The organism is Litoribrevibacter euphylliae (assembly GCF_042646085.1).
Taxonomy (GTDB): domain Bacteria; phylum Pseudomonadota; class Gammaproteobacteria; order Pseudomonadales; family Litoribrevibacteraceae; genus Litoribrevibacter; species Litoribrevibacter euphylliae.
The window spans coordinates 586056-602559 of the sequence record NZ_JBHRSZ010000002.1 but is presented as its reverse complement, the minus strand read 5'-3'; the positions used below and the strand labels follow the sequence as shown (position 1 = coordinate 602559).

General features: G+C 44.9%; 14 protein-coding genes. 8 read left to right on the top strand and 6 right to left on the bottom strand.

What is annotated here, in order from left to right:
• The first annotated feature begins 154 nt into the window (after positions 1-154).
• The 4 genes from ACFOEK_RS04420 (at position 155) to ACFOEK_RS04405 (ending at position 5512) form a co-directional block, all read left to right on the top strand.
• Positions 155-1606, top strand: a complete 1452-nt coding sequence (locus ACFOEK_RS04420; protein WP_386716743.1) for a diguanylate cyclase — start codon at positions 155-157, stop codon at positions 1604-1606.
• 162 nt (positions 1607-1768) lie between these two features.
• On the top strand, positions 1769-3829 hold the full coding sequence (locus ACFOEK_RS04415) for a vWA domain-containing protein (protein WP_386716740.1): 2061 nt from the start codon (positions 1769-1771) through the stop codon (positions 3827-3829).
• Between the two features lie 137 nt (positions 3830-3966).
• Positions 3967-4662 carry a sigma-70 family RNA polymerase sigma factor gene (locus tag ACFOEK_RS04410; RefSeq protein ID WP_386716737.1) on the top strand — a complete coding sequence of 232 codons (696 nt, stop codon included), beginning with the start codon at positions 3967-3969 and terminating at the stop codon, positions 4660-4662.
• Positions 4655-5512 (top strand): hypothetical protein, encoded by an 858-nt coding sequence (locus ACFOEK_RS04405; protein ID WP_386716734.1) that lies wholly within the window; start codon positions 4655-4657, stop codon positions 5510-5512. The genes ACFOEK_RS04410 and ACFOEK_RS04405 overlap by 8 nt, the downstream gene beginning before the upstream one ends.
• Positions 5513-5579: 67 nt before the next feature.
• On the opposite strand, the gene can is transcribed toward ACFOEK_RS04405, so the two are convergent.
• Entirely contained in the window at positions 5580-6233 is a 654-nt protein-coding gene (gene can / locus ACFOEK_RS04400) for a carbonate dehydratase (protein ID WP_386716731.1), read from the bottom strand.
• A 103-nt stretch (positions 6234-6336) separates the two neighbouring features.
• A complete protein-coding gene (locus ACFOEK_RS04395; protein WP_386716729.1) occupies positions 6337-6735 on the bottom strand; it encodes a YkvA family protein in 399 nt (132 codons plus the stop codon).
• A gap of 160 nt (positions 6736-6895) precedes the next feature.
• On the opposite strand from ACFOEK_RS04395, the gene ACFOEK_RS04390 reads away from it, so the two are divergent.
• Positions 6896-7570 (top strand): response regulator, encoded by a 675-nt coding sequence (locus ACFOEK_RS04390; protein WP_386716726.1) that lies wholly within the window; start codon positions 6896-6898, stop codon positions 7568-7570.
• On the opposite strand, the gene ACFOEK_RS04385 is transcribed toward ACFOEK_RS04390, so the two are convergent.
• From ACFOEK_RS04385 to ACFOEK_RS04370, 4 genes are all read right to left on the bottom strand, one after another.
• Entirely contained in the window at positions 7538-8965 is a 1428-nt protein-coding gene (locus tag ACFOEK_RS04385; RefSeq protein WP_386716724.1) for a sensor histidine kinase, read from the bottom strand. The genes ACFOEK_RS04390 and ACFOEK_RS04385 overlap by 33 nt on opposite strands.
• Positions 8966-9227: 262 nt before the next feature.
• Positions 9228-10361: a lipase secretion chaperone gene (locus ACFOEK_RS04380; protein WP_386716722.1), complete on the bottom strand. Its 1134-nt coding sequence runs from the start codon at positions 10359-10361 to the stop codon at positions 9228-9230.
• Positions 10362-10537: 176 nt separating this feature from the next.
• A complete protein-coding gene (locus ACFOEK_RS04375; protein ID WP_386716719.1) occupies positions 10538-11488 on the bottom strand; it encodes an esterase/lipase family protein in 951 nt (316 codons plus the stop codon).
• Positions 11489-11700: 212 nt separating this feature from the next.
• Positions 11701-12714, bottom strand: coding sequence for an AraC family transcriptional regulator (locus ACFOEK_RS04370; RefSeq protein WP_386716716.1), 1014 nt, complete (start codon positions 12712-12714; stop codon positions 11701-11703).
• A gap of 177 nt (positions 12715-12891) precedes the next feature.
• Here ACFOEK_RS04370 and ACFOEK_RS04365 point away from each other — a divergent pair, with 177 nt between their 5' ends.
• From ACFOEK_RS04365 to ACFOEK_RS04355, 3 genes are all read left to right on the top strand, one after another.
• The gene (locus ACFOEK_RS04365) at positions 12892-14496 is read left to right on the top strand and encodes a flavin-containing monooxygenase (RefSeq protein WP_386716713.1); all 1605 of its coding nucleotides are present in this window, start codon (positions 12892-12894) and stop codon (positions 14494-14496) included.
• An 18-nt stretch (positions 14497-14514) separates the two neighbouring features.
• The gene (locus ACFOEK_RS04360) at positions 14515-15456 is read left to right on the top strand and encodes an alpha/beta fold hydrolase (RefSeq protein ID WP_386716711.1); all 942 of its coding nucleotides are present in this window, start codon (positions 14515-14517) and stop codon (positions 15454-15456) included.
• Between the two features lie 107 nt (positions 15457-15563).
• Positions 15564-16382, top strand: coding sequence for an SDR family NAD(P)-dependent oxidoreductase (locus tag ACFOEK_RS04355; protein ID WP_386716708.1), 819 nt, complete (start codon positions 15564-15566; stop codon positions 16380-16382).
• Positions 16383-16504: the final 122 nt, after the last annotated feature.

Genomic DNA, 16504 nt, shown 5'->3' with positions numbered 1-16504 from the left:
TTCTATGCCGAAGTGTAACTGTCTTTTCTATACTGTTCTTTTACTAGGATGTGAGCAGTAAAACTTGAGCCTACTCAATCGTTATGAAAAGAGGCTGTGTTATGTTTATTAAGGAGCGAATTTGTCGTGATTCTTCTTGGAGACGTTACTGAACATGTTTGAATTTAGGCGTTGGTTAAACCAATACCTCATCCTACCTATGTTATGTTTGCTCGGAGTCGGTTTAGCCTTGGGTGTGAACGCGCAGTCTGAGCCATTATCTTTCTCTAATGAAGAGTCACAATGGATTCAACAGAATAACATTGTGCCCATCTGTGTTGATCCAAATTGGCTTCCGTATGAAGCAATTGATTCGGAAGGTGAGCACACGGGCATGTCGGCCGATTATTTCCAATGGTTCAGTCAGGTGACCCAATTAACCTTTAAACTGGTGCCCACGGATTCCTGGATACAATCCAAAGATTATTTAATGGATGGTACCTGCAAACTTATTTCCCTTATCAATAAAACGGAAGATCGCGCCGATCATTTTAATTTCACAGAACCCTATCTTTCGTCTCCTGTGGTGATTGTGACGAGAGATTCGGAAGGCTATATGGATGGTTTGAAATCCTATGGCAGAAAGAGTTTGTCCATGGTCGAGGGCTATTTTTATCGGGAGCTAATTGAGCGGGACTTTCCTCGAATTCGCATCAAAAAATATCAGACGTCGGATGAAACGCTTGAAGCTGTGTCCAGTGGTGAAGTCTTTGGCACCATAGGTTCATTGTTTATCGTAACTGAACGGATTCAACGGCTGGGGCTTTCAAATCTGAAGATTGTTGGGCCGACCGAGTATCGCAACGAGCTAAGAATTGGTGTTTCAAAAAGTGAACCCGTTCTATTTTCCATCATGAGTAAAGCGGTAGCGTCAATTGATCCTGAAGACGATGCGGCAATCGTGAATCATTGGGTAAAAGTGAAGTACGAAATTGGTCAGGATTACGATTTGGTCTTGATCATATCTCTAGTGTCCGTGGTTGTGCTCTTGTTGCTGGGGTATCGCTCTGTGACCTTAACGCGCTATAACCAAAAGTTGAGCGAAGCGTATGATCTTCTGGAAAAACGAACTCAGGAATTAGATCGTATTTCTCATACCGATGCTTTGACCTCGATTCATAATCGACTTCGTTTGGATGAAACGTTAACGTCCGAAGTAAACCGCTTTAAGCGCTATCGGGCTGAGTTTTCTTTGATCATTTTAGACATTGATTACTTTAAACGGGTCAACGATAAGTATGGTCATCCCGCGGGTGATCGTTTGCTGATTGATTTGTGTAAATTGATCTCTGAGCAATTACGCTCTACCGACATCTTTGGCCGTTGGGGAGGGGAGGAGTTTATGATTCTCTGCCCTGCCACGTCTAAGGAAGAAGCCATTATCACGGCAGAAAAACTGCGGCGTGCGATTGAAGAAACGCACTTTGAACCGGTGGGGCATATCACCGTGAGTTTTGGTGTCACCACGGTTGAAGATGGGGATGGTGAGAAAGAGCTGGTGTCACGGGCTGATAAGCAGCTCTATCGTGCGAAAAGTGAAGGTCGAAATCGCGTGTGCCATGATTAGTGGTAACTAGGGAGTCCCCTAATAACAAAAATTATTTTGAAATTTTTTTAAAAATTTTAACCCCTTTTTAAATTCGTTTCGTTTGTAGTCATTAGAAATTATTTCTTTATTGACTGAAACGATTATCAGCGACTGTGGTAATCCGCATAAACGGAGCGAATCATGAACACTCAACGTCCTTCAACCGTAATTTCTTATCAAGCAAAAGATCTTACAACGTCTAAGTCTTATGCTGAGTCTCATCAGCGTGCTTTCACTAAAACAACCTTGGCACAGAGCATTTCTACGGCGTTACGCAAAAGCGTTATGGTTGGTAGTTTGGTGATGGGCAGTGTTGCCTTCATCGCTTTGTCGGGGTGTGCCTCTAACGAAGCGCCAGAGCAAGAGCTGGTTTCTGGAAATAGCAGTTCATCTTCAAGCAGTTCATCTGCAAACGGGCAAGGTGCTCATCATTCAAGCCATAAACCAGATTCGGAAGTCGATGCCATAGAAACGGAAGTGGCGGACGTTGGTCTGGTGGATGACGGTCTGGTGGAAGAGCCGCATCGTGTGGATGTTCGAAAGAAAGAGCGTGCAATGGAAGCGAAAGTCATGTCGGCGGATCGTTTAAGTCGGATGGAAATGGCATCCGGTGCCGTGGCTGGAAATACTGCACTTAGTAAGAGTTATCATATAGCCCCTCAAACAATCATGCCTGCACCTGGATTTGTACCGCCGCATTTACCTGAACCGCAACCGGTATTTGATCAAGGCCATTTACCAAGTGATGATCTTTCAAATGAGAAGTACGCAGATATTGAATTCAACAGTGTTAAATCGGTGGTTCAAGAGCCAGTATCGACCTTCAGTATTGACGTGGATACCGGCAGTTACAGCAACATTCGCCGAATTCTGAATCAGGGAGTGATGCCACCAAAAAACGCAGTTCGAATAGAAGAGATGGTGAACTACTTTGACTACGATTATCCGCAACCGGATTTATCAAAAGCGCCATTTAGTGTGAATACCGAGTTAGCTCAGGCACCGTGGTCTGATGATCATCTGTTGCTTAGAGTCGGCTTGCAAGGCTTTGAACCTGTGCAGTCGGAACGACCTCATGCGAACCTGGTGTTTTTATTGGATGTGTCGGGCTCGATGAATTCTGCCGATAAGCTGCCCCTGCTTAAGAAGTCGCTATTGATGTTGACCAACCAATTGAGCGAAGACGATAAGGTTTCAATCGTAGTGTATGCCGGTGCTTCTGGTGTAGTGCTGGAACCCACCGCAGGTAACGAAAAGTTCAAGATTGAACAGGCGTTGCAGAAACTTCAAGCGGGTGGCTCGACTAATGGTCATCAGGGCATTCAGTTAGCTTATCGTCTTGCGGAACAATCTTTCGTAAAAGACGGCATTAATCGAGTGTTATTAGCCACCGATGGCGACTTTAATGTTGGTTTGAGTGATACGGATGCGTTGAAAGATTTGATCGAGAGTAAACGTAAAAAAGGCATTTCGCTCACAACTCTGGGCTTTGGAACCGGTAATTACAATGATCATTTAATGGAGCAGCTGGCTGATGTAGGAAATGGCAATTACGCCTATATTGATACCTTGCATGAGGCTCGAAAAGTACTGGTGGAAGAGCTCAATGCGACGCTAATGACCATTGCTAAAGACGTAAAAATCCAGCTGGAGTTTAACCCGCAATGGGTGGCGGAATATCGCTTGATTGGTTATGAAAATCGTATGCTGGCTCGCGAAGATTTCAACAACGATAAAGTGGACTCGGGCGAGATCGGTGCGGGCCATAAAGTGACGGCTATATATGAACTCGCGCTGGTGGATTCGGATGGGCAACGGTTACCTGCATTGCGCTATCAGCAAGAAGGGCAATCTAAAACTTCGACTGAAACGTCTGTTTCTCTATCGAAAGCGGCGTCTAGTTCTGAGTTAGGCTTCTTGAAGTTGAGATACAAGGCACCGGATGCGGAGAAAAGTCAGTTGATTGAAACGCCAATTCAACTGTCAAAAAAGGTGGCCAGCTTTGCGAATGCCAGTCAGGACTTTAGATTTGCGGCAGTGGTCGCAGGCTTTGGTCAGAAACTAAGACAGGACAAATACCTCAACGGTTTCGATTATCAGGACATGGTGGATCAGGCTCAGAAAGCCAAAGGCAACGACCCATTTGGCTATCGTAATGAGTTTATCCAGCTTGTGCGTTTGGCGGATTCTCTATCTCAGTAGTGTTTCAATAGAGAGTCATAAGTCATTGCTGTGCGATTCTGAGAGGAGGGGAACGCCTCCTCCAGAATCGCTTTCAGTTAGTGAATCTTTAACGTAATCTCGAACTTTAAAGTAGTCTCTAACAATGTATTCAGATCATGAACATAGGTACTCAGGTGTTTAAGGACGATAAACCGAATAATGCGCTAAAGGATTCCAGTGCTGCTTTTCAGAAAACAACGGGGCATGATGCCAGCGATGAAGAGTTAATGCTGGCATACGCGCAAGGCGATATGGCGGCATTTGAGTCCTTGTATCAGAAACACAAAGGCAGTTTGTATCGTTATTTTTGTCGTCAGTTATCGGACCTTACTTTAGCTCAAGATCTTTATCAGGAGTTGTGGGGACGGATTATCCGCTCGGCGCAAAGTTATAAAGTCACTGCTAAGTGGACGACCTGGGTGTACACCATGGCACATAATCTGGTGATTGATCATGTTCGAACGCTTAAGCCTGTGGAATCTTTGGATGATGTAAACGATCAGAGTTCAAAAAAACCTTCCGTGAATCAAACAGAACCTAGCTCGTCTGCAATGCATCAGCCTGACCATGCCGAGTTTAATCGACAGCTCTCGGAGCAATTAAAAGTCTGCATGGGTCAGCTGCCTCAAGCGCAGCAAGACGTATTTTTATTGAACGAAGAAGCCGGGATGACCTTAGCGGCAATTGCCGATGTGGTATCGATTTCGTTGGAGGCTGCGAAGAGCCGATTACGCTATGCCCGTAAACAGCTTCAAGAGTGCTTATCCGAATATTGGCAGCAAGTAACCACTTCAGGAGGGCGACATGACTGATTCAAAACAGCCTTCGGAAGAGTTCGATGTCTCCGCTTTGTATCAACAGGGCGCAACTGAACAGCCACCTGAATCACTTGATCACCTTATTCTGGCGCAAGCTAAACAAGAATTAGCGGAAACGCAGATTCCTCATGATAGAAAACCGTCCCAGGTGTCGCGTTTACGAAAATGGCAGTGGCCATTATCGGCGGCTGCGGTGGTGGTGATTTCCAGCTCGATTATTTTAGATCTGCATCAGCAACAGAAGTTGGAGGTGAAGTTTGATTCCGAAGCGCCTTTTGAGGAACTAGAATCTTTTGAGACATTTGAATCTTCGGAAGAGTTTGCGCCTCTTAATGATATGGCTCCTGCCGAAAAGATGATGAAAAAAGAAGCGGCAGATATGGAAGCTTATCAAAGTAAGCCGTCGCTTTCTGATTCGGTTGAGATGGAGTCCGATGCCTTTGAAACAGAGCATGCGCCAGCGTCTGTGCCTGCTATGTCGATACAGCAGTTTTCAGCGCCTCAAAGGTTAGATAGACATGATGCGATGGAAGAGAGAAAATCTGTAGAAACTGAATTACTAGAGCGTGAATTGAAAGCGAAGCCGCGAGCTGTTGAGAGTCAGCGATTAATGAGCCGGGAACGGGCGGATACCTTCTCGGGGGCTGGTGCAGTCTCTGCTGTTGAGTCAGATGATGAACAGAGTAAACCAGACCTCTTATCAGCAGAAGCGTGGATTTCCAATATTGATGCGCTGATAGAAAAAGGTGAAGACCAACAGGCAAAAGAAGAGATCGTGAAGTTAAAACAAGCGTATCCGGATTATGAATTACCCGAGCGCTTTAACGCATTGATCGAACCGTAATAACGTTTTTCTGTAGTCATCGGTTCGATCAATGTTTGGAGTGCGGCTAATTTTTCATTGGAAAGAATTAGTCGTTCCCTAGAATATTTGCGAGTGCTTCGTCGTAGATGGCATCGGCACCTTTCAGGCCTCGAATGGTCATATTAAGGTCATTCACCAAACCGTTCTCGATACCATAGATCCAGCCATGAACGCTTAAGTTTTGGCCTCGATCCCAGGCTTCCTGTATGACCGAGGTGCTGACAACGTTCATCACCTGTTCGATGACATTGAGTTCACAGAGACGGTCACATTTCTCATCAAAATTCGTGTATTTCTGCATGGATTTTTGATGTTTCTTATAGACGTCGTGAATGTGGCGTAACCAGTTATCAATCAGTCCGTAACGCTGATCTTCGATGGACGCTCTTACACCACCACAACCGTAATGCCCGGTAACAATGATGTGTTTGACCTTGAGTACGTCCACCGCGTATTGCATCACTGACAGGCAGTTTAGGTCGGTATGAACCACCATATTAGCCACGTTTCGGTGAACGAACAGTTCACCCGGCAACAGATCGACAATTTGGTTGGCTGGTACTCGACTGTCTGAACAGCCTATCCAAAGGTATTCCGGCGATTGTTGTTGCTTGAGTCGATCAAAGAATTGAGGGTCTTGCTCTTTAATGGAGGCCGCCCATTGCTTGTTCTTAGCTAGGAGTTCTTTCACTTGTGGCATATTGATTCCTTCGACTCAATTGAATCCTTTTGGGATTATGATGGATGAGGGTAAGAACGATGGTCAGGGATTATCTATGAAGTTGATAAGCAAGACAATTGTATTATCGTTTCGAGGTTTCTATCTTATCTTCCGTGTCTTTGCCCTGCTTAAACCAGTGATCTGTTTGCTCTTTGGCCTTCGATTTATGTTCGGGCTTAATGTACATGCCTACAGTCGCGATAGCGGCTAGCAGGGTGGTGAAATCATCGGCATAGCCACCAGGGAGAAGATCAGGTATGGCGTCAATCGGAATAAGAAAATACGCCAATGCGCCATAGATAACGGTACGAGCCCAAGTCGGGGTACGTTCGTCTCGGGCGGAGTAATAGAGTTTAAGGGTGGTTTCGACAACCTCACGACCAATACGTTTGCTGTGGCGTTTAAGCTTTCTCCAGACACCTCGTTCAGTTGCTGGGGTGTCAGTGGTTAAGTGATTGTTAGCCGTACGTCCAGTTTTCATAGTAAGACCCTCAAACTTGAACATAGTCACATATGGCGCGTCTATGCTAGGTGTACAATAATAGACTGTATACGATTCTCAACGTTCAGTTTAAGTCTTTCCTGAACATGTGTTGAGATTATTCAAAGCTCCATAATAAAAATAATAGTTTGGAGATAGTATGAATCTCAAGGCTGATTCAGAGAAGGGTCTGAATCTTCTGTTGATCGATGATCATCAAATCTATCTTGATGGACTCAATATCTCGTTGTCTTTAATGGACACAGTGGCGTCTGTGTTTCAGGCTACCTGTCTCGAAGAGGCTCAAGTGATCTTGACGTCTATGACTCCTGATATGATTTTGTTAGACCTTCACTTCCCGCAGGTGGATGGTTTTCACATCATGTCGGTGTTGGATGAATGTTGCCCAAGTGCACCCATCATTATTCTGTCAGGCTCTAACGAACCGGAAGACATACGTTTGGCCCTGAGTCGTGGAGCGAAAGGCTTCTTGAGTAAATCGGCCAGTGGTTTGGAAATACGTGATGCCATTACCAAAGTGGCTGCCGGTGAATCATTACAGCCGGTATTGAGTTTGGCTGTGGATAACCCGAAACCGGATGATCTTTTGAGTCGTGTTCGTATCAGCATTGCACGGCAATACAGAATCACCCAGCGCCAGGCTGAGGTTTTGGTGTTGCTTTCCGAAGGTTTGTCGAATAAACATATATGCCGTCGGTTGGATTTGACCGAAGCGACGGTGAAGTTTCATCTGAAGGCGTTGTTTCTTGCTCTGGATGTTCATAACCGCACTGAGTGTGTCTCAGTGGCTCGACGCCTGAATGTTTTGCTTTAGAAGTTTCTGTTCTTGGTGGTCTTGCTCTAGAGAGTCTTGTTCCAAACAATCGACGGACAGTAAGAAACAGGTCCCTTCATTGAGTTGTGAGGTGACACTCAGGCGGATATTTAAAATATCTGCCAGTTGTTGAACGATGCTCAATCCCAGCCCCATACCACGCTCTCTATTGGGAGTGACTTGATAGTACTGATCAAAGATGGCTTCTTGATGTTCTTTCGAAATACCGCAGCCGTTGTCTTTAATTTCAAGCGTGATGGTTTGGTTATTAATCGCGGTTGATATATGAATCTCGCTGGCTTTGGCGTGTTGAATAACATTGCTGATGAGATTACGAAGAATGCGTTCAAAGAGCAGAGGGTCTGTTTTTACATGGGCTTGCGTTGCCACATGCAAATGAACCTTGATGTGAGCAGCCTCGAGCTGTGTGGTCATGGCAGAAACCACTTCATGAGTCAGGGTATCCAACGGCACTTTTTCCCAATAGGGCTCAACTTCGCCCATTTCCAAGCGACTGTATTCCAAAAGTGAATCCAGTAAACGATTGAGCATATCGACAGAGGCCGTCAATCGTTCTGTCATGACTTGTTGTTGCGGGTTATTGTCTGAGTGGATTAGGGTTTGGGCGAGTGCGTCTGAAATCAGACTGATGGCATTAATCGGTTGTCGTAAGTCGTGCCCGGCAGCGGCCAGAAATTGGGTTTTGGCTTCTTTATCGGCAACGGCTTGTTGTTGGCTGAGTTTAACCAGTCGATGTTTGAGATAGCCCGACCTTAAGGTGTGTTCATGTAAGTAACTACCCACTGTCCCGATAGCGCACATGGAAGCGAGGAAGAATAATTCTGGCAGTAGATTTTCTGTGTGGCCGACCAGGAGTTCCATGCAACCGAATAACCACCACATTCCCCAAGTGGAAAAGAGAATGAGTTTGAATGGAAGACCGAGCAGAAAGAAGCCAAATAGAATGACCGAATAAAGCCCTTCGTAAGGAATGTCATAACCGCCCAGTTGAGAGCCACCGATGATGGCAATGACACCGATGCCCATCATCATGTAACAGAGAAATGTGGCGTTAATAATGGTATTGGGTTTGGGTTCTTGTTTAAAAAATGCGTATGCCAGGATAATGACCGGGACAATCATGGTCGCTCGAACCATCACGGTAAATTCCCAAATCCGATCTGGCAGAAATAGAAAATCGACACATGCGTAGAGTGTTAAAAGTACGATGCTGAACAGGCTCACATATCCCACGCGTCTCTGGATTAGATGCGTTTGATAGGCTTTAAAGTCGGATTCCAACGGTTGATCAAAGCGTAGTCGTCGAAACCCATCGTCCAATTGAGCTTGAAGTAATTGGGATTGCTCTTGAGTTGAGGCTTTGAAATTGCTCATGATGCAGTCAGCTAACCGAATATATTGGAGTCAACAGATTCTGAACTTAGATTTCTGCTGGAAACCTAGTTAGGCGGGACGTTGCACTGCCAGCTCAGATCTTGGTTGTTATTGTTATGGCGCTGATTTTATCAAGAACATCATCGAATACCCATGGCCTAATGAGCCTTTATGCTGAACTTGGGATGATTTTCACTTTTTCATTTTCGTCATTTTAGATCGAATTTTACTGTTAGTCGCTCTTCGTGTAAGTAAGTGGCTGCTAATTTGTCAGGCTTTGGTTTGTTTGCTCCTGAGGTGTTTGAATGAGATCGTCTCTGGTTTTTGCAATTAACAAATCATGGCCCTCAAAATATTGCGTTCTTAAGTCTTCTTGGAGGGCTTGGATTTCTGTTTCATCCATGTTGCTAACGTCGTATTGCTTCAATGCGGCCTGATACGTCTGGTAACTGCTTTCAAAGGTTTGCTGTCGATCGAAGTCGTCCATGGACGCTTGAACTACGTCTTCAGAGTAATTGGCCTGAAGATGGGCTTGATAGGCTTCTCGATTACCTGATTGATAAAGCTGTTCTGCTTTTTGAGCGACTTGCTGGCTCTGTGAAATTTCATTCATGGCGGATTGAAGTTGCTCTGGCAGTTCCTCTTCGAGCAGCATCAGTGCTTGAGTCTTTTCTTCAAGGCTAAGGGATTCGTTGAGCTGGATTTCCATACTCTTCAAGGTGTAATCGGCAAAGGCATTTTCTTCTTGGTAAAAGGCTTGGTTCATTTCTGGAGAAAGATACTGTTCTTGTAATTGTCGCAGTTGCGACAAACTGTCTTTTAGAATTTGATATTGATAGGTCTGCGTTTGTTGCTCTGGTGAGGTCAGAGGTCGATTAAGAATTTCGAGTGCCGCGGCTTTGTAGGTCAGGTAGTCTTCCAAAGCGGTGATGGCTTGTGTTTGTGCTGGCTCCGGGAGTTGCGCGGCAATGAGAGATTTGATTTCTTTAATGGCTATTTCTGAACTAACTTCGCCAATTGTGTTAAGAAAATAGTCGAACGTGTCGCGAACATCCAAACTTAAAACAAGGTTGTTTGCTGAATCCAAACGGAAAGATCCATCGATGTTTGTGCCAGAAAGAGAGGGCGCTTGCTGGACATACTCAGGGCGAGGTGTGGATGGATCATCTTGATAATGGCTCGATGTTTCTGGGGGCAGAGAATGGATGTTCAGTGCTTTTACTTGCTGTATCGGAGAAGCCTGCTCTTTGGCGAGCTCTTCCACCGCATGACTTGTTATCTGAGTTGCGGTTGTGAGTGGCGTTTCCTGAGTCGACGTCATTAACTGAGGTGCGGCTGCCATCAGGATCATAAGCCCTGAGACGATCAGAGCAGCAAGTACGTAGCGCTTTTTCATAGTATTGGACTTCGTATACCGAGTTAAATGTTCACATTTTTGATGTTGATGTTTCGGCACCTTCTATATCGACACCTTCTATATAGACACCTTCCATAAATGCACATCATCAATGTGAATAATACGTGCGAAGGTGAAAGAAGGTGCCGACATGGTGTAAGACCTAATTAATAGGCTTATAGGCCTTGGTTCTTCAAGCGATTCGCCTGCGAACGGTATTGCGTCACAGGGTTATGCCATAGTGAACGAATGCCCAGGGTGTGGTTAACCGCATCCATGTGGTTCATGTCGTAGTGGGTTCCAATCACTTGTCCCATTTTCGCGGAGCAGATATCCACAAGGCCGTCACTGGTTGATACCGATTGACCAACGAATGCTAGTCCTAGTAATGCTTGTGGCGGATCAAGAACGTCTAAGACGTTGGTAAAGCTGGTGTTACCTGTCCAAGAATAAAGCTTCACGTTGTTACCATTAACGTTGACGGACGATGGGCCGGTGCCGCAATAGTTTGAGGTATCTACACCCCAGCCGTGTGTTTGGTTCAGTGCATTGGTGCCAGGCGTGGTGAGTGTCCACAAAGCATCAATGGCTTGTTGTTGGTTATTGGCACCTGAAAGCCAGTTAACGATGGTTCCGAAAGCATTGGCAATGGCTGCTGCGCCACCTTCAATGACACTGTCTGCTGGAATCACGCCGCGAATAACATCCGCTACTTTTGACCCTTTATTCACACCGTCGATTGATGTGATGGACGCTACTTTGTTTGGTTGAAGTGTTAGTGCAACGCGAGAGGTGGGTGCCCCTTGGCTGTGCCCCATCAGGTTGACTTTACCGCCTTGAGCATTGGCCCAAGGTACTATTTGATTGGCCAATTGTGCGCCGCGAGTTTCACTGGATGCAAACGCTGAGACACTTGCTACATGAACCGTTGCCCCGCTGCGCTTGAGGTTGTATGGAATGGTATGGAAGTAGCCGACGATGCCTGCCACGCTGTCAAAACCAGCAACACCATGCACCAGTACAATCGGGTATTTGGTTTCAGTGTAACCTGCTTGTGCAATTGGTGCGGTTAATGCCGCAGTTGCTACAGCGGTTGCCGTAACTAGTTTTTTAAGGGAGTGTTTCATTGTATTTACCTCGGACTTGTTATTTTTATGGCCGTTAGAGGTACCAATTCACTGTATCTGGAACATGTTTACAGGCACTGCTTATCTGAAATTGATTTTTTGTGTCACTTATTATTTTTATGCGTCACAAATGCCTGTTGCACACCTTAAAGCTTTGTTGGGGATTTGAGGATCACCCATATGGGTAGGTTAAAATATGGTCAGTTGTGTCTTTATGATTCGTTGTGTTGTTTGCGAAATATGGTTGGTGATATTTGCGCCCAGCGAGTGAAGGCGTGATTAAAAGAAGCTGGTTCTGAATAGCCTAAGCGCTCTGCAATGTGGTCAACACTCAATTGCGTCGTTTTTAGTAAGGTTTGAGCTTTGTGGAAGCGCACTCGATTCAATACTTGTTGAAAGCTGGTTGCTTCGGCTTTTAGTTGTCTGCGTAGGCTTCTTTCCGAGATGCCAAATAAGGTAGCGACCTCTTGTAGCTTGGGGAACTGATATTCAAAGAGCTCAAGATAGGATTCCACTTGAGAGGACAGTTGAGATGAGTCTTGAGAGCGTTCATTCAGTAGGTTATCGCATTGTGCTTTATAGAGATTGAAAGCAATAGGGTTTGATTGTGGGAAGGGAAGTCCGAGATTGACATTTTCTATTTCCAGACGTGTATGAGGTGCATTAAATCGTACATCACAACCGAATGCTGTTTTATAAACATCGGCTTGATTGTTGTGCCCGTGAGGAATCCAGACTTCTTTTACCTCGACCGGTTCATCGACAATTTTCATGATATCCAGCAGTAACTGATAAGTACCTGCAATGTCTCGGTCAATCAGAAAGTCTCTAACGGAGTCTGGCAGTGGGGATATATAAATGTTCAGACCACTGTTTGTGGGTGATAAGTCCAACTCCATTTTGCCATAGAGGTAGGTGAGCTCTTGATACTGTATGCCCATACGGCAGGCATCGTAGGCACTGGGCGCAGTCATCAACATCAAGGAGAACGGGCCATATCCCACAAGACTGAATTGTTGGCCGAGTTTAAGGCCGCAGACAGGGTCATCAATTCTTGGCATCAGCTCATTGAGAATCTTCAGCTCGGTGGCACGATCGATCTGACCGAATGGGTCTAAATGATCCATTGAAAAACCATACTTTCTGAGGATGTCAGAACAGTCAATTCCCATATCATTCAGATTATGAATGGCGTAAACCAAACTGAGTACAGAGCGAGTCGACATAGAAACGTGGTGGCCTAAATTATCAAGTTTTGGTCATTTGTAATTCTGTTAAAGAGAGATTAAGGCAAACTATACTTTTGAGCAATGACTCATGTTTAGATAATTGCCATATCTATGGCTCTCTAAATTCAAAACAACAATAACGATAAATACAGAGATTTTTGTGGAGGGAGTTGTATGTCTCATCAGCAAGTGAAGGGCGGTGCTGATCAAGCTCGAACTGATCAGTCTCGTTCTAACCAAATCCCGTCGGTCAAAGTTGCCATTATTGGTACAGGATTTTCTGGCTTATGTATGGGCATTAAATTGTTGGAAGCTGGAATCGATTCATTTGTGTTGCTCGAAAAGAAGACCGACATCGGTGGTACTTGGCGAGACAACACCTACCCAGGGTGTGCCTGTGATGTTCAATCACACTTGTATTCTTATTCTTTTGAAGGAAACCCTGAGTGGTCAAAAGTATTTTCCGGGTGGAAGGAAATTCAGGACTACACCAATCATTGTGCAACTAAATACGGCTTAAGAAAGTATGTGCACTCTGGCTTCGAAGTGGCTTCGGCAATCTTTGACGAGCACCTTGGTGAGTGGACTTTGACCAGCAGAGATGGTCAGCAGGTGCGAGCTCAAACCTTTGTGATGGGCACCGGGCCTCTGCACGTTCCGGCGAAGCCTAACATACCTGGTTTAGAGTCCTTTAAAGGCGAAGTGTTTCACTCGGCTGAGTGGAATCATGACTTTGATATGAAAGGTAAGCGGGTTGCCTCCATCGGAACCGGTGGCTCGGCCATTCAATATGTGCCAGAGATTGCCCCAGACGTTGATCAGCTTTATGTGTATCAACGCACTGCAGCGTGGGTGCTTCCTAGAAATGAGCGTGCCTACACCGGCGTTGAAAAGTGGCTGTTCCGTAATGCGCCAGGCGTACGCAAACTGTATCGTTCTATGTTGTATTGGATGAACGAATCCAGACTCTTGCCGATCTTAAATCCAACGGTTGCATCGGTATTCTCTAAGGTTGCCAAACTGCATATTCGTAAATACATCAAAGACCCTGAATTGAGAGCTAAACTCACCCCAGATTACACCATCGGATGTAAGCGAATTCTTATTTCAAATAAGTACTTACCCACCTTTAATCGCTCGAACGTGGAGCTGATTACCGATGGTATTCAAGAAGTGGGTGAAGATCACATTGTCACTCGTGATGGTAAGAAACGAGACATCGATGCCATTATTTTGGGTACAGGATTTCAGGCCGACCCTAGAAATTATTTGAAAGATTTTGTGATTCAGGGGCGAGATGGCAAGACGTTATTGGATGAATGGAAAGAAGGTGCGGAAGCCTACTTCGGTATGACAGTGAAAGGCTTTCCAAACATGTTCCAATTAGTCGGACCGAATACTGGTTTGGGCCATAACTCTGTGATCTTCATGATTGAATCGCAAGTGCATTATGTTATTGAGTGTCTCAAGAAGATGAAGACCAAGAATGCGCAGACAATGGAAGTGAAGCCTGAGATTCAGACGCAATTTAACGAGTGGATTCAAAACGGTTTGAAAAATACCGTTTGGTCCTCTGGCTGTGCCAGTTGGTACATTCAGGATAATGGGAAGAATTTTACTATCTGGCCCGGATCAACGTGGCGTTATCGCTTAAAGACGCGTTCTGTTCCCGAAACCAGCTTTGTTTGGAAGTCGCTTTCTCAATTGCCTGAGAAAATAATTGAAGAAGGGGCTGTTAAAGCCGACGCATCAGATACTCCGTTAGCAGCAGCTCAATAATCAAAAGGAATGGTTTTAATGAAAAAAATACTATTTGCGGTGATATCGCTGGCCGTATTAGTCGGTGGTTACTTAATTCTCGGTTCTATCTATAAATACGAGCTGTATGAACTGGCAATGAATGCTGAAAAAAGTCGTGCTGGTTTGATTGAAAAACAAGTGAAGATCAATGGTATCAACGTCAGTTACCTTGAAGGCGAAAAGCCGGAAGGCAAGCCTACGATGTTGTTGATTCACGGTTTTGCGGCTAATAAAGAAAATTGGTTGCGCTTTGCCGGTAATCTAGCGGATGACTATCACTTGGTTGCAGTTGATCTGTTGGGGCATGGTAAAAGTACCAAAGACAAATCTTTACGTCATGATTTGGATGATCAGGTGGCGTATTTGGTGAACTTTCTCAATGCCAAAGGGTTAACAAAAGTCCATTTGGTTGGGAATTCCATGGGCGGAGCCATTTCATCGTTGTTTGCTGCAATGCATTCGGATCGGGTGTTAAGTGTGAGTTTGGTTAATCCGGCGGGTATCTTTGATCATAGAAGTGTGTTGGCGGATTATCTTGATCGGGGCGAAAATCCGTTGGTGGTTAAGAAACTCGATGACATCTACACCCTGATGGATTTTGCCATGGAAGAAAAGCCGTTCATGCCGTGGCCGGTTCCTGAAGTTGTAGCGGAACGTTCTATGGCGAACCAAGACTTAAACGAACAGATTTTTAAGCATCTGAAAAGTACTGAGCACGCTTACAACTTCAAAGAAGAACTTGGCAAAATCAAAGCGCCGGTTCTGATTATGTGGGGTGAGCAGGATCGTGTGATTAACTATAAAAACTCAGACATCTTCGATCAGTTGATTCCGAATTCCAGAAAGCTGATTTATCCCGACATTGGTCATGTTCCTATGATCGAAATTCCGCAACGCTCTTCTCAGGATATTCACGCTTTTATCGAGAAGAACGTCTGATTCTTTATTTTAGGATGAGGAAAAATCCATCTTTGGTATGAGCCGTTTGGTCTAGTGTTGGCTCATACTGCATTTAGCAGGTTTCTAATCTGCTCAGGAGAATAATAATGAAAAGTCTGAACAATAAAGTGGCTGTTGTTACAGGCGCTGGCTCTGGAATCGGTCGAGCATTAGCTATTGCGTTGGCAAAAGAAGGTGCTCAGTTAGCACTGTCGGATGTAAATGTTGAAGGTTTAGAAGAAACCAAAAAACAAATCGGCAAGGATTTAAGCTGTGTGCGAACCTATCGCCTGGATGTTTCGGATAAAGAAGCGGTCTATGCCCATGCTGAAGAAGTGGAAAGAGACTTCGGTAAGGTTAATTTGATTTTCAATAATGCCGGTGTGGCCTTATCTGCCAAGTTGCTTGAAGTGGATATGGAAGACTTTGAGTGGCTGATGAATATTGATTTTTGGGGTGTGGTGTATGGCACTCAAGCGTTCTTACCCAAACTGATCGCTTCGGGTGACGGGCATATTATTAATATTTCAAGTGTTTTCGGCATCATCAGTGTACCGAAGCAAGGCACTTATAACGCTGCCAAGTTTGCGGTTCGAGGCTATACCGAAGCACTGCGTCAGGAGTTGAAATTAGATAATTTACCAGTGCAGGTGAGTTGTGTGCATCCTGGTGGCATTCAAACGGAGATTGCCCGAAATGCCAGAATCGGTGCAACGGAAGACCGAAACTTGACGGATACCAGCTTTGATAAGGTGGCGAAGACAACACCTGCAAAAGCGGCCTCCATCATCTTAAAAGGGATTAAAGCCAATAAAGCGAGAATATTAGTCGGGCCAGATGCTCATGTGATTCATTTTCTGAGTCAGGTATTGGGTAGTCGCTATCAGGCTCTTACTCAGCTCTGGGCGAAGAAAATGATTTATTAGTGTCGAATTAAGTGTTCTCTGATCCAACGAAAAACTTTCTGAAAACCTTTCGTTGATTTTTAACTCCACTTGGGTGTTGCCTTAGTGGAGTTTTTTTTTGAGTATTTCCCGCCGTTCCATCT

Excerpts from the sequence above, each read along its gene's own strand:
- ACFOEK_RS04420 (WP_386716743.1), top strand. The coding sequence starts at position 155 with ATGTTTGAATTTAGGCGTTGGTTAAACCAATACCTCATCCTACCTATG.
- ACFOEK_RS04415 (WP_386716740.1), top strand. The coding sequence starts at position 1,769 with ATGAACACTCAACGTCCTTCAACCGTAATTTCTTATCAAGCAAAAGAT.
- ACFOEK_RS04410 (WP_386716737.1), top strand. The coding sequence starts at position 3,967 with ATGAACATAGGTACTCAGGTGTTTAAGGACGATAAACCGAATAATGCG.
- ACFOEK_RS04405 (WP_386716734.1), top strand. The coding sequence starts at position 4,655 with ATGACTGATTCAAAACAGCCTTCGGAAGAGTTCGATGTCTCCGCTTTG.
- can (WP_386716731.1), bottom strand. The coding sequence starts at position 6,233 with ATGCCACAAGTGAAAGAACTCCTAGCTAAGAACAAGCAATGGGCGGCC.
- ACFOEK_RS04395 (WP_386716729.1), bottom strand. The coding sequence starts at position 6,735 with ATGAAAACTGGACGTACGGCTAACAATCACTTAACCACTGACACCCCA.
- ACFOEK_RS04390 (WP_386716726.1), top strand. The coding sequence starts at position 6,896 with ATGAATCTCAAGGCTGATTCAGAGAAGGGTCTGAATCTTCTGTTGATC.
- ACFOEK_RS04385 (WP_386716724.1), bottom strand. The coding sequence starts at position 8,965 with ATGAGCAATTTCAAAGCCTCAACTCAAGAGCAATCCCAATTACTTCAA.
- ACFOEK_RS04380 (WP_386716722.1), bottom strand. The coding sequence starts at position 10,361 with ATGAAAAAGCGCTACGTACTTGCTGCTCTGATCGTCTCAGGGCTTATG.
- ACFOEK_RS04375 (WP_386716719.1), bottom strand. The coding sequence starts at position 11,488 with ATGAAACACTCCCTTAAAAAACTAGTTACGGCAACCGCTGTAGCAACT.
- ACFOEK_RS04370 (WP_386716716.1), bottom strand. The coding sequence starts at position 12,714 with ATGTCGACTCGCTCTGTACTCAGTTTGGTTTACGCCATTCATAATCTG.
- ACFOEK_RS04365 (WP_386716713.1), top strand. The coding sequence starts at position 12,892 with ATGTCTCATCAGCAAGTGAAGGGCGGTGCTGATCAAGCTCGAACTGAT.
- ACFOEK_RS04360 (WP_386716711.1), top strand. The coding sequence starts at position 14,515 with ATGAAAAAAATACTATTTGCGGTGATATCGCTGGCCGTATTAGTCGGT.
- ACFOEK_RS04355 (WP_386716708.1), top strand. The coding sequence starts at position 15,564 with ATGAAAAGTCTGAACAATAAAGTGGCTGTTGTTACAGGCGCTGGCTCT.